Origin of the sequence: Marinobacter mobilis (genome assembly GCF_900106945.1) — a bacterium.
Classification (GTDB): domain Bacteria; phylum Pseudomonadota; class Gammaproteobacteria; order Pseudomonadales; family Oleiphilaceae; genus Marinobacter; species Marinobacter mobilis.
Window position 1 is genome coordinate 427,986 of sequence record NZ_FNNE01000003.1, and the last position, 19,173, is coordinate 447,158.

Genomic DNA, 19,173 nt, shown 5'->3' on the forward strand with positions numbered 1-19,173 from the left:
AGCAGTAGCCGTCCCGGTTATTCGTGGACGAGGCCAACAAAAATATCTTCCAGTGAACTCTCCCGCGTTTGCAGGTCCCGGTAATCAATGCCCAGCTCACCGAGTTGCCGTAACAAACGGGCCACGCCAGCCTGGGTTTGCTGGGAATCGAAGGTGTAGACCAATTCAAAGCCATCGTCGGACAGCTCGATGGGCTCTTCGGCCAGTTCATTCGGAATGTTGCTGAGGGGCTGTTGCAGCAGCAGGCGCAGTTCTTTTTTACCCAGCTTCGCCATCAACTGCTCTTTACCCTCAACGAGGATGATTTCACCCTGACGAATAACGCCAATGCGGTCGGCCATTTCCTCGGCTTCTTCGATGTAGTGGGTGGTGAGGATAATGGTTACGCCATTGGCCCTGAGACCTCGCACCATGTCCCACATATCCCGGCGCAGCTCCACATCAACACCAGCGGTAGGTTCGTCAAGGAACAGGATCCGCGGCTCGTGGGAGAGCGCCTTGGCGATCATGACCCGGCGCTTCATCCCGCCGGACAGGGACATAATCCGGTTATTGCGCTTATCCCACAACGAGAGATCCTTGAGCACCTTCTCGATGTGCGCCGGGTTGGCGGCCTTGCCGAACAAACCCCGACTGAACGATACGGCATCCCAAACGGTTTCAAAGGCATCCGTATTGAGCTCCTGGGGCACCAGGCCAATGGTGGCCCGTGCCGCCCGGTAATCCCGCACAATGTCATGGCCGGCCGCCAACACAGTCCCGCTGGACGCGTTAACGATACCGCAGATGATACTGATCAGTGTGGTCTTGCCGGCGCCATTGGGGCCGAGCAGAGCGAAGATCTCGCCCCTGCGTATGTCCAGGTTGATGTTGTTGAGGGCCTGGAAACCACCCGCGTAAACTTTGTTCAGATTCCTGACCGAAATGTCCGGCTGCACGGAGTTACCCCATGTTGGCATGGATCAAAGTCCTGAATTTTCTCACGTCTTTGCGGTAAGACGAAAGGCTGAAGTATACGTGATGCCCGCTAATCGACCGTATAATAGCTGGCAATCAGGAGAGGAGGGTAACGAGTGATTCGGGGCGTTGTGGTGGTGTTGGTTCTTATTGGGATGCTGACGGTGATTTCCGTCGCGCCAAAATGGCTTATGGGGCTGTCCGAAGACGGAGCGGAATCCGGTCAGCCTAGCTGCAACCTGATGGAGGGCACCTGCGCCTGGGAGGCGGACGGCACACCCTGGCAGGCCAGCCTTACACGGCAGTCTGACGAAGAGAGCGGTGAGCGTTTCCACCTTACAGTTAACACCAGTGCAGAGATCGAACGCATGCACGGCATTCTCCGGGGGGAATCCATGTACCTTGGAGAATACCCGGTTCTAATGAACCAAAACCAGGCGGCAGGCGGCTGGCAAGGCACGTTCACCCCGCCGGTATGTACCGTACAGGATGTCATGGTGTGGCGGATTGATCTGGAGATTCCCGGCAACACTCAATTCAGGCAACCCCAGCGCTTATTGTTTGAGGCACACCGCAACTAACCGGACGGCAGAGCTGGTAAAATGCGCAGGCTTACCCATGGTCATCAAGGACGATTACAGAATGGACTACGCAGACGGTATCAAGAACGTTTTGCTCAGAAAGATTCACAAGGCAGAGCAGGACCTCCTGCAGCTGAAGCTCGATTACTGCCGCTTTGTGTATGGGCTCAGTCACCGCTCAAGGGTGCAGGCGCATGGCCGGGAATATCAGGTGAATTCTGTTGATGTGGCGTCCATGACGCGCCAGCCCGATGGCTCTTTCTCCCGCCCTGAGGTCATCGGCGTTCCTGTCGGACCCACAGATACCGGGGAGGCCGTTCAGATTGGCTGCAACTGGACCCTGATCGGCAATCGTGCATCGTCGTCCTGACCCAGGCCGATGCTGGTCAACGTTAAGGCCCGCCAGATTTGACCTGCGGTCGCGCTTAGATAAAGGCGTTACTGGTGAGTGCCGTGTTCAGGGCGCAGTCATTTGGAATGAAGTGGTGCTCCTGCCAATGCTCTGCGCCCTCAACCCCACAGCGATAGCAGGCAAGCCCGATGCTGCAGCGGGTCAGACCTGAAAGCACTTGCGATGCATCGCCCATGTCGATCCCGATTTTCCGCTCAAGCAACTGACAGACGACCTGGACCAGCTCGCTGGAATGCCGCTCATTCGGCGCTGCCAACGCGTTAGCCGCACCGTATAACCAGGCTGCCGTGTAATGCTGAATGGCACGCGGTGATTCCTTGAGCACAAAGTGGTGCTGACGGCAGACTCGATCCTGGAGCCCAAAAAGAATGTGCAGCTGGGTAATCAGTTCGGCACGGTCCGATAAGCCGTTAACGCGAATCCGGCCTGAGGCCTTTGCCTGCGGAAATGAGTACCGGGGATACCCACCGGGCAAGTCGCAAGCTCCACTCTCCCGGTCGTCGCGACCAGGGCTAAGGGATACCTGACGGTCGCTTTCCCGGAAAGCGGCCGGGGACTCTGAGAATGCCCCCGAAGACGCTGCCCAGGCCGGGAGTGCAAAGGTCTCGCGCTTCGCCAGACCCGTCATGCGATAGGCCAGCATGAAGAACAGGCTCGCAAGACCCAATTCAGCCACCACAACAATCAGGCTTTCAAACATGGTATCCCTAGGTATTAATGACTATATCTCCATCCATTGTAACAACTTGTAACAAGCCTCCAAGGGAACACCTTCCGGTTTTCAGGGTTTTACTTCGGCCAACGCCGGAACTGTGATGCAGCCAGCAGAGCAAGCGCGGGCCAGTTCTCGCTCGAAAGGACAGCTAGCAGGTGGGCAGGGTTTGCAGCGCCAGCCGTCGGCGAATCACCCGGGACAGCTTGTCGATGCCGATGTTGAGAAGGGCCGTAATGGCGATCAGAACAAGTGCCCGATCGAACTGGATGTTCTGGATTGCACTGTCGACAAAAAAGCCGAGGGTGTAGATCCCCAGAATGCCGAGTATGGCGGTCTCCCGCATGATGATTTCCCAGCGATAGAACAGCAGGGCAAGAAAGGATCGGTACACCCGGGGAACGATTTCATAGCCGTACCGGTTCAGCCCCCGGGGCGCATCCGCCCTGAGCGACAGGTTACTGGACTGACGGCCAACCAGGTGGCCAATGATTCCGCCGTTGTGCAAGGCCAGGGCGACCACCGCAGGGAGCATTGAAGGGCCCCAGACCTGCAGCAGGATGTAGGCCAGCATGTACTCTGGAGTTGACCTCAGAATAACCAGGAACACGTGACCACCCAGGCGCCCGGCAGGCCGGCCAAACTGCGTGGAAATCAGAGGGAACGTCATCAGCGCGATGATTCCGGTCAGCACCAACGCCATTTGAGTCAGCAGGAGTGTATTCCAGATACCAGGCATGGCTTCGGTGATGAGAATATCCGCGCCCCAATCGAACAGACCAGCAAGCCCATCGCCATGACGCAGAGGGGCTGGAATGATATCCTCCGTGAAAAAGCGCGAGACATTATCCCAGATGATCGGAAAACCTTCCCCCAGACAGAAAGGGGCAGCGATCAGGAAAAACGGCAGTGTCTGGCGGCGAAGCCAGAGGGGGATCGTCGCGATGACCACGTAAAACAGGATCAGCATCGCCCCTGCTTCGGAATACAGCCCCTGTGCGAAGGACGATTCCAGGTAGAAGCCAAGCGTGGGCAGCCCGACGAAGCCAAGCACAGCACTCGATCGAAGCCCGCATTCCAGCCGGTAAGCCGTGTAAGTCTTGATCTGTTCCCAGCACTGGGGGAGCAGAGCGAACAGATACGTCGATATCAGCCCCGTTCCCTTGGGAAGCGCCCTTGCAGGCTCCGGATCAACTTCGTCAAGAATCTCCGAATAAACCTTGGCGAATATACCGGAGTAGGGGATCGCTATAGCGAGCACTCCGGTTAGCGGATGAAAGCCAAAAAACTGGAGAAAGATGAGCGCCCAGAACAACTCATGCACCGCGCGTATTGTCCCGCAGAAGATCCGTACCGCGCTCCAGCGGTAGGCCAGTGCGAGCAGGAACCCGACCGCGCTGCCCAGTGCCACGCCAACAAAGGCGAAGGCGAGCGTGCGCAGCAGCGCCGTTGCCAGCCCTTGGTACGAGAAGAAATCCGGCGTAACGAGTCCGAGGAAGAAATTACCCAAATCCTTCCACGGGTTGGCAGCACTGATGGACAGATCGGCCAGCAGCAGGCAGCCAACGGCAATGACGATGAAAAACAGACTGACGCGGACGGTGGGGAACGAGAACATGGCTGGCCCGTCAGTACAGCGGCAGGATGTCGGCCTTACTCAGCCGGCTGCTGGGCTCGTCCAGCGCAATCATGCCATCGGCGACACCAACAATCCGGTCACAATATCTCAAGGCCAGGTCGACATCATGCAGGGCAATCAGGTAACTGTTGAAATGCTCATTAAGCAGCGCCATCACCTTGTCAGCCAGCGGCCCATCAAGGGCTGAGACCGGCTCATCAGCGATCAGGGTGCCTGCACCCTGATAGATCGCGCGGGCAATGGCGACCCGCTGCCGCTGGCCGCCTGACAGCGAGGCCAGTGGGGACCACTGCTTGTCAGCAATCGACAGGCGTTTCAGGATGGTGCCGACCGCCTGACGGTCCTTGCTGAAAGGGCGGAGCAGCGTCAGGGCGTTGTACCAGCTGGAACGTTGATTTACCCGGCCCATGTAGACGTTATGGAACACCGACAGCGCGGGCACCAGACCAAGATCCTGTGGCACCAGGGCAATCTCTGGCCCGCAGTGTTCCCAGGCCAGTTTTAGCAGGGTGGATTTACCCGCACCACTTTTGCCGACCAGCGCCACGCGCTCACCTGCATTCACCTCAAGGGAAAGCGGGCCGAGTACCCGCCTGCCGTTGAAGGATGCTGATAGCTCGTTAAGCGCAATGACGGTCATTAATCGAGGATACCAATCTGCTCAGCAACCACACGAATCGGCTCATAATCTGCGTTTTCGGCCGGAATAAATCGGGTGCGGGGAAAGCTGGCCAGCAGTTCAGGGTCGTCGAGATCAAGCAGCGCCTGGCGAACCCGGTCCTTAAAGCCAGCGCCGAAACGCTCATCCACATCCCCACGGACCGTCCATTGATAGTCCGGGTAACTCGGGGTACGCCAGATTACACTGACGGCCTCGGTATCGATGTTGCCGTCTGCCAGCTCCTTCTCCCACACCTGAAAGTTGAGCGCGCCAACCTCAAACGTACCCGCCTCAACCAGACGCAGTGTTCGGGTATGGTTTCCACTGAATCCTACACGGGAGAAAACCTCTTCCGGGGCTGCTTCAAAGTGCTCTCGCACGAAATGCTCAGGCATCAGGCGGCCGGACGTTGAACCCTTGGACCCAAAGGTGAACGTGCGATCGCGAAGATCCTCCTGCAGGGCGTCTGACTCTGAGAGGCCGGTATTACGATGGGCGATGAAGTAGGTTTCAAAGGCCTGATCCTCAAGCCCCTGGGCGAGCGCTTCAGACCCCGGAACCAGGCGACGGGCCTGAACGCCAGACAAACCACCAAACCAGGCAAGCTGGACCTGATTGTTACGAAATGCGGTAACCGCGGCAGCGTAGGACTTCACCGGGATATAGCGAACATCCACATCGAGCTGCTCGGACAGGTAGTCCGCCACACCCTGGAAGCGCTCAACCAACCGGGTTTCATCTTCATCAGGAATGGCGGTAAACACAAACGTGTCCGCCAGAGTAGATGCAGAGAATGGAAAAACAAACGTTAGCACCAGCAAACAGTGGAGGGTCAGTGATCGCAGCATGGGAACATCCCTGGTCATTTAATCGCGTATTGGGGCGCAATAACCCGCAATTTAAAAGGGCAACAAGGATACCGGGAAACGCCCTGGCAATGTAGATGCCGCACTGGAAAAAATCGCCCGGGCGCTATTCCCGAAGGGTGATGGGCTCTAACTGATCGGACTGAGCAGAAATCCGGCCAACAACCACAGCCGAAGGATAGCCAAGGCAATGCAACTGCTGAAGACAGGATTCGACCCGGGATTCAGGAATACCTGCCAGCAACCCACCAGCAGTCTGGGGATCAAACAGAAGCGGGTAACGCGGATGCTTTACCCAACGCTCCAGATCGCGAATGCCACGTCGCGAGCGCACATTTGCAGGCTGCAATGAGCTGAGTATCCCGGCTGCCACGGTCTCTTCCGCACCTGCCAGCACGGGGAGGGCTGAGAGATCGAGCTCTGCGTCGACACCCGAAGGCTTGGTCATCTCAATTAGATGCCCTAGCACCCCGAACCCCGTGATGTCCGTGCAGGCTTGCGCACCATGTTCGCGCAGGCACCCAGCGGCGGCCTGATTAGAGACCTGCATCGATTCAAGCGCCTCATCAATCCAGCGGCCTTTGGCCTGCAGTCGCCCATGAGCGGCGAACAGCGTGCCTGTTCCAACGGGCTTGGTCAGCACCAGGCAATCGCCCGGGCGCAACCCGCCTTTGCTCAGCACCTGATCCGGATCGATTAAGCCATTAACGGCGAAGCCCAGCGCAAGCTCCTGACCCTCGCCGGTATGGCCACCCACCAGCGCACAACCAGCCGCATTAAGAACCTCAATCGCCCCCGACATCATCTGAAAGACGACATCCTCAGTTTTTGACTCAATACCGTAAGGCACCGTCGCAATCGCGGTGGCGCTTTGAGGCTCCGCACCCATGGCAAAGATGTCACCAAGGCTGTGATTAGCCGCTACCTTTCCAAGAATGTAGGGGTCATCAATGAATGCGCGAAAAAAATCGACGGTATGAACAACCGCTTTGCCCGGAGGCACCGTAAGTACCGCAGCGTCATCTGGCGAGTGCAGGCCAACCAGGATGTCATCCCGCGCAACCGGCTGCAGCTTGCCAAGCGCCCGGGATAGCACGGTACTGCCAACCTTCGCGCCGCATCCGCCACAGCGCATGGCAAGTGCGGAGATCGCCTGCGAGGCGTCCTGCTGGCTAACGGCGGCCGTGGTGTCAACGCTGGCTGCCGGGGGCTGCATCTCAGGCAGATCGTTAAAACGCGCCATAAAGCGTCGATCGATCCAGTCTTTCCATCGCCAGAGCAGCTGCCCCCGGGCAAACAGATTCCCTCTGGAGGCGACAGCGTAACGATTGCCGGTACTGATCAGCGCCAGCCAGCGTTTTTGAGGACGATAGGGTTTGGGCTCCAGGCCCTGTGCGACGCGGGCAAGGTTATCGGCGAGCGGGCGCCCCTGGCGAACCGCAAAAACGCCGGCCTTTTCCCGGGGGTGGTTCATCATTGCAGCGATGTCGCCTGCGGCGAACACCCGAGGGTCTGCCGGACTTTGCAGGGTATCTGTAACGTTGATGAAGCCCCGCAGGTCGAGGTCCAGCCCGGCCTCTTTCAGCCAGGACTGGCCTGCAGCGTTGGTTGCCCAGAGCACCTCGTCTACCGGTATGACGTTACTGTTTGCGAGCACCACCTGAGCAGGCGCCACTTCCTGGACCGCGGCACCAAGATGGACCTGTACGCTCCGCTCACTCAATACAGACTCAAAGGTACGGCGCACTCGGGCGTTGTGGGTCGGTAGAATTTGGCTGGCCGAGTCGATCAGATGGAACTGCAGCTGTCCCCGGTCAACCCCGCGCTGGGCAAACAGGCGCTGCAATCGATACTGCATGGCAAGGGTCAGCTCGACCCCGCCGGCACCAGCCCCAACAATCGCAATGGACAGAGGGCCGATATGCGCAGACATGCGCTCCAGTAATTGCCGCCAATGACTGTCGAAGCCATGAATAGGTTTGACGGCAATGGCGTGCTCGGCCGCTCCGCCCACACCGGAAAGCTGGGGGGATGACCCGATGTTAATGGAGACCAGATCATAGGGCACCGCAGGCCTGCTGCGGCAGATCACTTGTTGGGCGTTACGATCCAGGCCTACGACCTCATCACGGAAAAAACGCGCTCCAGCGAACTCAGCCAGGCAACTGAGATCAATATGAACGTCGTCATAGTCGTAATGTCCGGCGATATAGCCAGGCAGCATGCCGGAGTAGGGGGTGTGGGTGTCGCGGCAAATCAGGGTAAGGCGTACGCCAGGAACGGGGTTCATCGCAAAATGCCTCAGAACCCCGACATGACTGTGACCGCCACCTATCAGGACAATGTCCTGTAATACAGGCTGTTCGGTCGTATGCATTAAAGCAGTTTCTTGGCTTCACCGGACCATTGATCAAAACCCTTCATCTTTGCAAACGCCTGCAGCTTTTCTTTCTCGGCGGCAGACGGGTTTGCAATCTGGTCAATGCTGTTAATGCCCAGGTCGGCCATTTTCTTGGCGGTCGCAGGACCGATGCCCTTCACGAGGGTCAGGTCGCTCTTATTGAGAGCCTTGGCTGCAGGCGCAGCCTTCTTGGCCGGAGCCTTTTTCGCCGCAGGCTTCTTGGCTGCAGCCGGTTTTGCCTTGGCGCCACCGGTTGCCTTGGCTGGAGATTTGGCGACAGAAGCCTTCTCTGCGGTCTTGCTGGCGATCCCCAGGCGATCCATAACCGCATTCTGAATATCCTGGAATTCACCCAGCCGACGCTCCATTTCGTCATGGAAACGCTTCATTTCACGTTCACGCAGATCATCAATCTCGCGCAGCAGCTTTTTAACGGGGTCCTGGATCTGGTTCTGCAGGCTATCGAACTGCTTGAGCGCATCATTGATCAGTTTTTCGATCTGCGCAGAGGTCTTTTCAAATTCCTTGTTCACCTTTTTGACGATCTTGTCGACGCTAGGCTTTTCTTTTTTCGCCATGATGGCTATCTCCCGAATGTGTCAGTGTTTCAGCTAAATCTGCCTTACAACTACTACCGCTGTTCACCAGCGTTTTTATTGTCGGTGCTTTGTATTACAACAAATTATTGTCAAAACTCCAGAGTGCTGGAGCAGGGCGGGACCAACGGCATTAAGGTCAGGCCAATTGCCTTATACTTGATGACGGACCGGAAGATCGCCTCGAACGCAATGACTGCTTTTTCCGGACGATATCGCGGATTCGCTTGAGCTGATCACAAATGGTTGAGCTCGGACCATCATCATTTTTAATAAAATCAATAGAGTAGAAGAAATTGCTGCAGTGCTTTCTGCGCTCGGTCACAAGCCCGCTAACACCCTTGGCACGAATGTTCTCTATGGGCATGTCCATGACCAATTCCAACTGAAGAGTATCACCGGGATTGAACACTTTATCGGTTTTCAGTACGCAACCAAATTGATTTAAATCAAAGAGCTGGGCTTCGACGACTTCCTTTTTGAATAGACCATGCCTGATCTGGAAACAGGCAATAAGATCCGGTATCGCTTCGTTCATTTATACGTTATCCATAATCTTTCGTCGGCGCCGCCCACTGGGCACCTGAGCCACTGACTGGTTAAACAATAGTCATGGCCGGTTCATTTTGCAATGATCTCAACCCGATAGAATGGGAGGCTCATGCAGTTCATCAACGCAGGCCTCCCGCCGATTCGACTCACAGACACTACTGGAACCGGTATATTTCCCGCCGCCGGTCTTTGAGATTGGTCACCGAACCTTCGTTACGAACCAGCTTCAGCTTTTCCAGGTCGAGGTCAGAGAACATGATCATCTCAGTATTAGGCGTTGTTTCGGCCATCACCGCATCGTGAGGAAACGCAAAGTCCGACGGCGAAAACACCGATGACTGCGCGTATTGTACATCCAGGTTCTCCACCTTGGGCAGGTTTCCGACACTTCCGGTAATCACCACATAGCATTCGTTTTCAATGGCCCTGGCCTGGGCACAATGCCGGACCCGCAGGTAGCCGTTTTTCGTGTCGGTCCAGAATGGGACGCAGATAATATCCACGTCCTCCTCGGCCGCCATCCGCCCCAACTCAGGAAACTCGATATCATAACAGATCATGATCGCCACACGACCTGCGTCCGTCTCAAACACGTTAAACAGATCACCCCCTTCAATGACCCAGTCCCGGCGCTCATGGGGGGTAATGTGAATTTTCATTTGCTCATCAACGCGCCCGTCACGATGACACAGGTACGAAACGTTGTAGACCCGATCATCGACCAGAATCGGCATCGATCCAGTGATGATGTTGATGTTGTAACTGACCGCCATTTCCGACATCTGATCGCGGAATTGCTCGGTAAAGCCGGCCAGAAAACGGATGGCCCGGGTCTGATCAATCTGGTCAGTCAGCCCCATGAGCGGCGCATTGAAGAATTCCGGAAACAGCGCAAAATCGCTTTTGTAGTTCGAGAGCGCATCGACAAAGTACTCAACCTGACGCAGAACCTCTTCTACCGATCCAAACTCCCGCATCTGCCACTGCACCGCCCCCATCCGTACCTGGGTTTTCTTGGTTTTCAGCACCGCCTGAGGGGGCGTGTAGAGAATATTCCGCCACTCCAGTAGCGTCGCATAGCCCAGGGACTTCTGATCTTCCGGCAGATACTTGTGCATCAGGCGGGTAACCTGAAAATCATTGGACAACTGGAACGTCAGGATCGGATCGTAGATCTCACGACGTGACACCCGCTGGATATATTCCTCAGGGCTGTACTGATCGGAGTACTTGAAATAGCTGGGAATACGCCCGCCCGCGAGAATGCCGCGAAGATTCATTGACCGGCACAGCTCTTTGCGTGCTTCGTACAGCCGACGACCCAGGCGGTAGCCCCTGTACTCAGGATGGATAAATACGTCGAGCCCGTACAGGGAATCCCCTTTTGGATTGTGCAGGATCTTCTGATTACGGAGGATCAGGTCATCATAGGTGTGAGGGTTGCTGAAGCGGTCATATTCAACGCTTACGGTGAGCGCCACCGCGACCAGTTCACCCGAATCCTCGATGCAGATCTGACCGTCCGGAAACTGCGCAACCAGCGCCTTGATGGTATCCCTGGGCCAGGCCCCGCCAATGTCATCGTAAATGCTATCCATCAGCACGCGTAGCTGATCGTAATCCTCCGAGGTGAGGTTGCGGAGGTTCAGGTGGAGCTCTTCATGGGCCATCAGCGGATCTCCTGGGCAAAGGCGTCGTATACCCGATAAATATAGGCGTGCCGGTTAAGTTTTCAGGATTCTAGTCGAAATTTAAGGAGGCTCTTTAACTAACGAACCGTTCCAGTTCGACTAATCTCAACATAGAGATGGGACGCGAACAACAAGAGAGATGCAGATGAACCGCCTTTCGTTTGGTCAGAAACTTTTAATTTGCTTTGGTGTTCTGCTGGTGCTGACGGTTGGCACCTACGCGCTAACGAGCGATATCCGCCTGAGAAACACCACCAGCACCTATGTCGCCGCGCTCAATGCGGATACCGTTGCGCAAAGCACGGCCAGCATCGCTGACTGGCTAAATACCCGACTGGATGCAACAGAGGCCACCGCAGCCGCTTTGGCAACAGCACGAAATCAAAGCCAGGCGAGGGCGATACTCGGACTTACAACAACCGGCGTGGGCTTCAAGGACGTATACGTCGGGCAGGATAACGGCAACATGCTGATGCGTGATGATGAAACGGAGTCCACTCTGCCGGATGACTACGACCCGAGAACCCGCCCCTGGTTCAAACTCGCCAAGCAACTGGGCAAAGCCTCCTTCACCGAGCCTTATCTGGACGCCGGTACCAATCAGATCATTATCTCGTCTCTGGCACCCGCACCAGCCGGGGTTTATGCCGGAGTGGTCGGGGGCGACATTACCCTCGAAAGCATCGACGCCATACTGATGCCAATCACCCTGGCCAATACCGGTTATGCCGCGTTAATAGCGAAGGACGGAACCGTACTCTACCACCCGGATCGGGAACTGATTGGCGGCAACATCGATGCTTTACTGACGTCCAGCCCCGATCTTTCAGGCGCCACTGACTCCTACGCCATTGGCGACACAAATTGGCTTGTTAGCTTTCATCGCATCGAGGGGGCTCGTGGTGTCGACTGGTACCTTGGAACCTTCAGCGACGAGGCCCTGATCAACGCGCCACAGCGCGCGGCTCGAACCACTGGACTGATTGTTGCCGTCATCTCACTGGTTATCACCCTGGCACTGCTGAACATCGGCATCCGCTATCTGCTGCGCCCGGTGCGCAATCTCGGCACCGCCATGGCGGAAATCGCCAGTGGTGAGGCCGACCTCACCAAGCGCCTCAGCGTCGATGGGACAGATGAAATCGGGCAGCTAGCAGACAACTTCAACAACTTTGTCTCCAACATCCATGCCGTCGTCAGGGACGTCAAGCAAGGTACCGGGGAGCTTGGCTCCAGCGTAACTTCGCTCAGGGAAACGGCAAGTGCCAGCCGAGCCAGCGTGGACGGCCAGCAAGCGGAAATTGACATGATTGCCACCGCAATCAACGAGATGTCTGCCGCGGCCGGCGAGATTGCCCAGAACGCCCAGCAAACAGCGGATGCTGCCAATGCAGTGGATGAGGATTCTCGCGGATCTCTTGAAACGGTCACCGCCTCCCGCGATGCGGTTCAAAGGTTATCGCAGGAAATTTCTTCCGCTGCCGGGGTTATTAACACCCTGGGCAAGGATGTCTCCGAGATCACCACCGTATTGGAAGTCATTCAGGGCATTGCCGAGCAAACCAACCTGCTGGCACTGAATGCCGCGATTGAGGCCGCCCGGGCAGGGGATGCCGGGCGAGGTTTTGCCGTGGTCGCCGACGAGGTCCGGAGCCTGGCGAAGCGAACCCAAGACAGCACGGAAGAGATCAACAATATGATTGAGCGACTGCAAAAAGGTGCCGGTGATGCAGTCGAAGTCATGCAGGCTTCAACCGCCGTGTCCAACGTGAGCATGGAGAAGGCTCAGGATGCCATGGAAACCCTGAACCGCATTGTTGAAGCGATCAACTCCATCAGCCAGATGACCTCGCAGATCGCCACCGCGTCTGAAGAGCAAACGTCGGTGACTGAAGAACTCAACGCCTCGATCACCCGCATCGCGGACCAGGCGCAGGAGGCCGCAGCGGCAGCCAGTGAGAACGATGTATACAGTGGCCAGATTGCATCGGTTGGAGACGCCCTGAGTCAAAACGTGGAGCGCTTCAAGGTATAGGGGAGCCTGAGCAGAGTGCGACGCTTTCGGGTGGCGCGACTACCTTCGAATACGCGCACGCAGATTTTCAAGCGTGCGCCGCCCAATATCGGAGGATTCGTGTCCGAGGTAGGGGTTGTCAAGCAGGATAAGCTGCCGCTGGTCGAGATCCAGTCGCTCCAGGGCAGCCCCGTAGAAACGATCAAGAAACCGCGAGAAGCTGCCATCGGCAATGGCCCGATCCATGCCAAGCTGCAGGCGCTGGGCGGTTTCAGTGTCATCCGGGGCGACAAAGAAAAATGAAAGCATGGGGTAGGCCAGCAACAGTGTCGGTTCGATGGTCAATTGAGGATCATTTTCCAGGGCGAGGTCGAACAACACTTCGCTCACACCCCGCGCAAAACATTCAAAGCGACGATTCTTGAGCATTCGGAACAAGGTTTCGTAGCGGGAATGCGTCACCACCTCGACGCCGTTGACCTGCAGAATGCTTGAATCTGGCCAGTGCAACCCCTGACCAACCCGCAAACCTCGGTCAGCCATATCTTCAACCGACTGAACACCTGCAAACCGGTCGAGCTGATCCTGCAATACCACACACACACGAAAACCGAGCAAACCACCGTCGATGGGGATAGGAATCGCCATCAGCTCCCGTTCACGTTCGACAGAGGTTGCGACAGCGGCAATATCAATGGACGAGCGGTCGGGATTCGACAGCTCAAGCAGCGCACGCCCCTGAACCATCTCAACGCTGCGCTCGATACGGAAATCGCCATACTCAGGCGTTTTAATCAACGCCAGACTGACCAGGTCGTGAATCGCCGGACTGTCGTAGTTGCGGTACCAGAGCGTGTAGGTTTTGGTGGTTGATTCATGATAGACGGCGGGCACAACACCTGGCGACGGCACCTCAGCGGCTGCAGCGAATAGTGGCGCCAGCAGCAGGCCTAACCACCAGTGGGTATGCAAGAGAGGGCGTGCGGGTACCGCTATCAAATCATCAGACTCCGTCCTGACTACAGGGAAGCGAGCTCCTTCAGGAAGATTTCGCCATACTTTTCAAGCTTTGCCTTGCCAACGCCATTTACTTCTGCCAATTCAGCCATAGATGACGGCCTGCGTTCAAGAATCTCCAACAGGGTCGCATCATGAAAGATAACATACGGCGGAACCCCTTGTTCCTCGGCGAGTCGCTTACGGCAACCTCTCAACGCTTCCCAGCCCTGAGGATCACTGACATGCTCGCTTGCGGCAGAACGCCCCCGCTTCCGCCCCTCATTCTTCTGGACAGGGTCTTTGCGCAGCAACACCTCGGCTTCACCGCGGAGGAGAGGGCGACATTCAGGGGTCAGCTGCAAGGCACCATAGCCTTCGGGATCAGCCCGCAGATAGCCATTGGCCACCAGTTGCCGGAACACGGATTTCCATTCATTGGCCGACAGCTCGTCGCCTATACCATAGGTTGAAATCTGATGATGGCCAGATTGGCGGATTCGGTCGTTTTCGCTGCCTCGCAACACATCAATCAGATAGGTAACGCCGAAACGCTGGCCGGTCCGGTAAACACAGGAGAGCGCTTTTTGCACCGCCACTGTACCATCCCAGGTTTGAGGCGGGGTCAGACAGGTGTCACAATTTCCGCACGGTTGCTCCAGAGCGTCCCCAAAATAGCGCAGCAGAACCTGCCGCCGACAGCTGATAACCTCACACAAGCCCAGCATCGCATCCATTTTTTGCCGCTCGATTCGCTTGAAGGTCTCATTTCCCGGCGAGCCTTCCAGCATCTGGCGCAGCTTGATGACATCCTGAAGCCCATACACCATCCAGGCGGTAGACGCATTACCGTCCCGTCCGGCGCGACCAGTCTCCTGATAGTAGGCCTCAAGACTCTTGGGAAGGTCCAGGTGAGCCACAAAACGTACGTCCGGCTTGTCGATCCCCATACCGAAGGCGATGGTTGCCACCACGATGACCCCATCTTCCCGCAGGAAGCGCTCCTGATTGGACGCGCGCTCTTCGGCAGACAGTCCTGCATGGTACGGTAAGGCGTTGTAGCCGTTGTCGCAGAGCATGCGAGCCGTCGCTTCGACTTTATTCCTCGACAGGCAATAGACGATGCCAGCGTCGTCTTTATGCTCTTCCTTAATAAAGTCCAACAACTGCTTGTTAGCGTTGGTTTTTGGCGTGATCCGATATTGAATATTAGGGCGATCAAAGCCGCTGATGAAATGACGCGCGTCAACCAGAGAAAGGCGCTGCGCTATTTCCTGACGGGTCCGCTCGTCAGCCGTCGCAGTGAGAGCAATCCTGGGCACCTGAGCAAACTCATGGGCCAACAGGTCCAGCCCGAGATAATCCGAGCGGAAATCGTGCCCCCACTGGGATACGCAGTGGGCCTCATCAATAGCAAACAGAGAAATCGACGCCTGATGAAGCAGTTCCAGGGTTCTTGGCTGCAGTAGCCGCTCCGGCGCACAGTACAGAAGATCAAGCTCACCGGTCATCAGTGCATTCTCGGTCGCCCAGGCCTGCTGCATGTCCATGGTGGAGTTGAGAAAGGCCGCGCGGACCCCAAGCTGCCGGAGCGCCGCCACCTGATCCTGCATCAGTGCGATCAACGGCGAGATCACAATCGCCGTGCCTGGACGAACCAGTGCCGGAATCTGGTAGCACAGGGATTTGCCGCCACCGGTAGGCATCAGGACCAGCGCGTTGTCGCCAGCAATGACCGTACGAACAATCTCTTCCTGCAACGGACGAAAACGCTCGTAACCGAACACCTGCTTGAGAGCGTCTTCCGGGGAACGTTGCCCGCTGTCAGGCTTTTGCTGGGAGAGGTTCTGGAAATCCATCGGCGCGGAAAGGTCGATCACGGTGCTGGTCAGCCAAGTAAACAGAATGTCGCGGAATCATAACAGAAAGGCCGGACAAGAAGTCGGATAAGCGGCTACAATAGCGCCATTTTGCGAGCCATCACGACAAGGCCTCGCTGCCGTAGACGGCAGATAACAAAGAGAACACGACAACAGGAACTCCATGCAGGAATTTGACGCGATTCGTCCGTATACCGATGAAGAGACAGCCAGCGCACTGGATCGGCTGGTAAACGACTCTGAATTCCTTGATCTCATCGCCCGTTTCAAATACCCGACCATCAGCCGGTGGTTTCCGGGCCTGATTCGCCAGCGGATCCGTCAGTGGCTCCTTGCCCGTTTTTCAGGCATGGAACGTATTGATGATATTCAGGCGGCACTTTATGAGCATGTGACACACCTGATAGAAAACACCACCACCCGGGTGACACAAAGCGGCCTTGAAAACCTCGATAAAGACAAGGCCTACCTGTTTGTATCCAACCACAGGGACATCGTGTTTGACCCTTTGGCGGTTAACTTCCTCCTTTATGACAAAGGCTTCGCCACCACCCGGATCGCTATTGGCGACAACCTGCTCGAAAACCCGGCATTTGCTGAACTGATGAGGCTCAACAAGAGCTTCGTTGTGCGCCGCAACCTGCAAAGCCCAAGGGAGATGCGGGATGCCTTCCAGATGCTTTCCGGCTTTATCAATCACAGCCTGGAAACCAACAACAGCATCTGGATTGCCCAGAGGGAAGGGCGGGCAAAGGACGGACTGGACAAGACCGACCCGGCCATTATCAAGATGTTCTATATGAGCCAGAAGAAAAGCGGCCTGTCATTCAGCGACGTGATGAACAACCTCCACATCGTCCCGGTGTCCATTGCCTATGAATATGACCCTCTGGATGCAGACAAGGCGCGAGAACTGGAAATCCGCGCCCGTACTGGCGAATACACGAAGGCCCCCGGCGAGGATAGCGAGCAGATCATGAAGGGCATGACCGGATTCAAGGGACATGTCCATGTGCATTTTGGCAAGGTAATCACCAATGCACCGGATAACCCAAAGGATCTGGCCGCAACAATTGATCAGGAAATGCACGCCAATTACCACCTGCACGCATCAAATCTGGTCGCTTATGAGCAGCGGAGCCAGCACCCCCGGGCACACAGCACAGCACCGGAGACAACGGACAGCCTGGTTACCGCCGAAGCCTGGAGCCCGGCCGAACTGGAAGCAGCAGAAGCGGAACTTTACCGCCGCCTGGAGGCCTGCCCCGAAGCAATCCATCCGTTCCTGCTGGACATTTATGCCAACCCGGTAGCAAGTTCACTGGCAACTAAAGAAGCGTAGTGTACAATATTTAATCGAATGCAACGGTCCGCTGGCCTTCGGGCACTATAAAAACATCAATCTAATAACCAGCGGATATCTGGGGGGACGCATATGGAATACCGCCGATCCAAGCGGGTACCGGCTCGGTTGACCTTGCTTATTTATCGAAAGGGGGCCCTGGTCGCAACGGGCATGCTGAGAAACATCAGCAAAAGCGGCCTGTTCATTTCCACTCATTGCCCAAACCTTGATCCTGACGAAGAGCTGGAGATTGAATTCAATCTTCATGATCGCAACGCACCAGGGAATCAGCGCATCAAAGCAAAGCTGATCCATAAGACGTGTGCAGGGATTGGCGCCCAATTCGCCGGAGGCGGCGAGCGGGAACGACCAGTGCTCCGGTCGCTACTGAACTGGGTCAAAGAGACCAACCTGCTGATTGGGCGACCCCGAACTGAAAGGGCCATAGCGTCCTGATCAGCTTCGCCAGAAGCCCGGCGACAGCACCACCACGACACTCAGGATTTCCAGCCGCCCGAGCAACATGCCGGCGCAGAGTATCCATTTGGCTGCATCGGGCAGCGAGGCAAAGTTGCCTGCTGGCCCTATGATCGCTCCAAGCCCCGGCCCGACATTGGTCAGCGAACTTAAGGCACCGGAAAGACTGGTCACAAAGTCCAGGTGCAGCGCTGCCAACGCAAGCGTGATAGCCAGCAGGCAAAGCAGGAAGATAAAGGTATAGGCAATCATCGAGGTGATGATTTCATCACTCACCGGGCGCCCATTGAAGTTTCTTGTCAGCACCGCTCGCGGGTGCAAAAGACGCATCAACTGCTCTTTCAGAACGATGAGCGACAACTGAAAGCGGAAAATCTTCATGCCGCCAGACGTTGATCCGGAGCATCCACCAATAAACATCAGGAAGAAGAACAACACAAACGAGAGCGAACCCCAGGCACTATAGTCTTCCGAGGCATAGCCAGAGGTGGTCACCACTGACGTGACGTTAAACAACACCGAAATGTAGCCGGATATAAAGTCAAAGTCCTCTGAAACACCCCAGCGGTAGAAAGTAAGGGCGAGCGGCACAAGCAACAGAATACTGACAAACAGCCGCACCTGCTGATCCCGCCACAAAACCCCGCGCTGACCATGCATCTCCCGCACAAACAGGAAAAACGGCATGCCGCCAATAGCCATGAACAGAGTAGCTTCCAGAAGGATCAGGTCTGAATCAAACTTACCCATTGACAGGTCGGAGGTTGAATAGCCGCCGGTTGCAATACTGGTGAGGCCGTGATTGAACGCATCAAACAGCGACATGCCAGACACCCAGTACACCAGCACAGCAACAACACTGAAAACCACATACACCAGCAGAAGCCCGCGGCTAAGGGTCTTCATTCTTGGCAATGCCTTATCAGTCCATTCAGACGACTCTGTGGCAAACAGCCTCATACCGCCAACCCGCAGGAACGGGAGTACCGCGACGAACATACCGATAATCCCGATACCGCCAATCCATTGCAGTATCGATCGCCAGAGCAGCAGATCCTGATCCATGAAGTCCAGACCGACCAGCACCGTGGCGCCCGTGGTGGTAATCCCAGAGGTTGACTCAAAAATCGCATCCGTCACCGAAATCCCGCTATCGCTAAGATAGAAGGGCATGGCCGACACAAGAGAGATAACCAGCCAGCTGAATACCGTCAGCACGAACATATAGCGGGGCTTCAGGTCTCTCGATTTACCGTAGGAAGCCAATATCCCGGCCAGCCCCATGGCAAACACAATCGCCGCAGATTCACCAAACGCCATGGCATTCGGTGCGTCGGCATTGAGAAGAAGCAGGGGAGGGAGCGTCATGAATATGCTCAACAGCACAAACATC

17 protein-coding genes are annotated in these 19,173 nt (G+C 56.2%); 5 read left to right on the top strand and 12 right to left on the bottom strand.

The window, feature by feature from the left end:
• Window positions 1–17: 17 nt before the first annotated feature.
• Window positions 18–938: an ABC transporter ATP-binding protein gene (locus tag BLV11_RS06840; protein ID WP_091812264.1), complete on the bottom strand. Its 921-nt coding sequence runs from the start codon at window positions 936–938 to the stop codon at window positions 18–20.
• Between the two features lie 135 nt (window positions 939–1,073).
• On the opposite strand from BLV11_RS06840, the gene BLV11_RS06845 reads away from it, so the two are divergent.
• Window positions 1,074–1,538, top strand: coding sequence for a hypothetical protein (locus tag BLV11_RS06845; RefSeq protein WP_091812209.1), 465 nt, complete (start codon window positions 1,074–1,076; stop codon window positions 1,536–1,538).
• A gap of 61 nt (window positions 1,539–1,599) precedes the next feature.
• The gene (locus BLV11_RS06850; RefSeq protein WP_091812265.1) at window positions 1,600–1,908 is read left to right on the top strand and encodes a hypothetical protein; all 309 of its coding nucleotides are present in this window, start codon (window positions 1,600–1,602) and stop codon (window positions 1,906–1,908) included.
• A gap of 55 nt (window positions 1,909–1,963) precedes the next feature.
• On the opposite strand, the gene BLV11_RS06855 is transcribed toward BLV11_RS06850, so the two are convergent.
• The 8 genes from BLV11_RS06855 to BLV11_RS06890 all read right to left on the bottom strand — a co-directional run bounded on the left by BLV11_RS06855 (window position 1,964) and on the right by BLV11_RS06890 (window position 11,047).
• A complete protein-coding gene (locus BLV11_RS06855; protein WP_091812210.1) occupies window positions 1,964–2,650 on the bottom strand; it encodes a hypothetical protein in 687 nt (228 codons plus the stop codon).
• A 163-nt stretch (window positions 2,651–2,813) separates the two neighbouring features.
• Window positions 2,814–4,280 (bottom strand): PhnE/PtxC family ABC transporter permease, encoded by a 1,467-nt coding sequence (locus BLV11_RS06860; protein WP_091812211.1) that lies wholly within the window; start codon window positions 4,278–4,280, stop codon window positions 2,814–2,816.
• A 10-nt stretch (window positions 4,281–4,290) separates the two neighbouring features.
• The gene (locus BLV11_RS06865; RefSeq protein WP_091812212.1) at window positions 4,291–4,941 is read right to left on the bottom strand and encodes an ATP-binding cassette domain-containing protein; all 651 of its coding nucleotides are present in this window, start codon (window positions 4,939–4,941) and stop codon (window positions 4,291–4,293) included.
• A complete protein-coding gene (locus tag BLV11_RS06870) occupies window positions 4,941–5,810 on the bottom strand; it encodes a putative selenate ABC transporter substrate-binding protein (protein WP_091812213.1) in 870 nt (289 codons plus the stop codon). Before BLV11_RS06870 ends, BLV11_RS06865 begins: the two co-directional genes overlap by 1 nt.
• Before the next feature lie 124 nt (window positions 5,811–5,934).
• A complete protein-coding gene (selD, locus tag BLV11_RS06875) occupies window positions 5,935–8,205 on the bottom strand; it encodes a selenide, water dikinase SelD (RefSeq protein WP_091812214.1) in 2,271 nt (756 codons plus the stop codon).
• Window positions 8,205–8,807, bottom strand: coding sequence for a helix-hairpin-helix domain-containing protein (locus BLV11_RS06880; protein WP_091812215.1), 603 nt, complete (start codon window positions 8,805–8,807; stop codon window positions 8,205–8,207). The genes selD and BLV11_RS06880 overlap by 1 nt, the downstream gene beginning before the upstream one ends.
• A 157-nt stretch (window positions 8,808–8,964) precedes the next feature.
• Window positions 8,965–9,363 carry a hypothetical protein gene (locus BLV11_RS06885; RefSeq protein WP_091812216.1) on the bottom strand — a complete coding sequence of 133 codons (399 nt, stop codon included), beginning with the start codon at window positions 9,361–9,363 and terminating at the stop codon, window positions 8,965–8,967.
• Between the two features lie 169 nt (window positions 9,364–9,532).
• Window positions 9,533–11,047, bottom strand: a complete 1,515-nt coding sequence (locus tag BLV11_RS06890; protein WP_091812217.1) for a bifunctional GNAT family N-acetyltransferase/carbon-nitrogen hydrolase family protein — start codon at window positions 11,045–11,047, stop codon at window positions 9,533–9,535.
• A 166-nt stretch (window positions 11,048–11,213) separates the two neighbouring features.
• Between BLV11_RS06890 and BLV11_RS06895 the strand changes: the two genes are divergently transcribed.
• Complete coding sequence (locus BLV11_RS06895; protein ID WP_091812218.1) at window positions 11,214–13,103, top strand: methyl-accepting chemotaxis protein; 1,890 nt, start codon at window positions 11,214–11,216, stop codon at window positions 13,101–13,103.
• 39 nt (window positions 13,104–13,142) lie between these two features.
• On the opposite strand, the gene BLV11_RS06900 is transcribed toward BLV11_RS06895, so the two are convergent.
• Window positions 13,143–14,081, bottom strand: a complete 939-nt coding sequence (locus BLV11_RS06900) for a type 2 periplasmic-binding domain-containing protein (RefSeq protein WP_091812219.1) — start codon at window positions 14,079–14,081, stop codon at window positions 13,143–13,145.
• Window positions 14,082–14,101: 20 nt separating this feature from the next.
• On the bottom strand, window positions 14,102–15,937 hold the full coding sequence (gene recQ / locus BLV11_RS06905) for a DNA helicase RecQ (RefSeq protein WP_091812266.1): 1,836 nt from the start codon (window positions 15,935–15,937) through the stop codon (window positions 14,102–14,104).
• A gap of 184 nt (window positions 15,938–16,121) precedes the next feature.
• Between recQ and BLV11_RS06910 the strand changes: the two genes are divergently transcribed.
• Window positions 16,122–17,300, top strand: coding sequence for a 1-acyl-sn-glycerol-3-phosphate acyltransferase (locus tag BLV11_RS06910; protein ID WP_091812220.1), 1,179 nt, complete (start codon window positions 16,122–16,124; stop codon window positions 17,298–17,300).
• Window positions 17,301–17,393: 93 nt separating this feature from the next.
• Entirely contained in the window at window positions 17,394–17,759 is a 366-nt protein-coding gene (locus BLV11_RS18655) for a PilZ domain-containing protein (RefSeq protein WP_091812221.1), read from the top strand.
• Here BLV11_RS18655 and BLV11_RS06920 read toward each other — a convergent pair whose 3' ends face one another.
• Complete coding sequence (locus BLV11_RS06920; protein WP_091812222.1) at window positions 17,760–19,172, bottom strand: TrkH family potassium uptake protein; 1,413 nt, start codon at window positions 19,170–19,172, stop codon at window positions 17,760–17,762.
• Between the last annotated feature and the right edge of the window lies 1 nt (window position 19,173).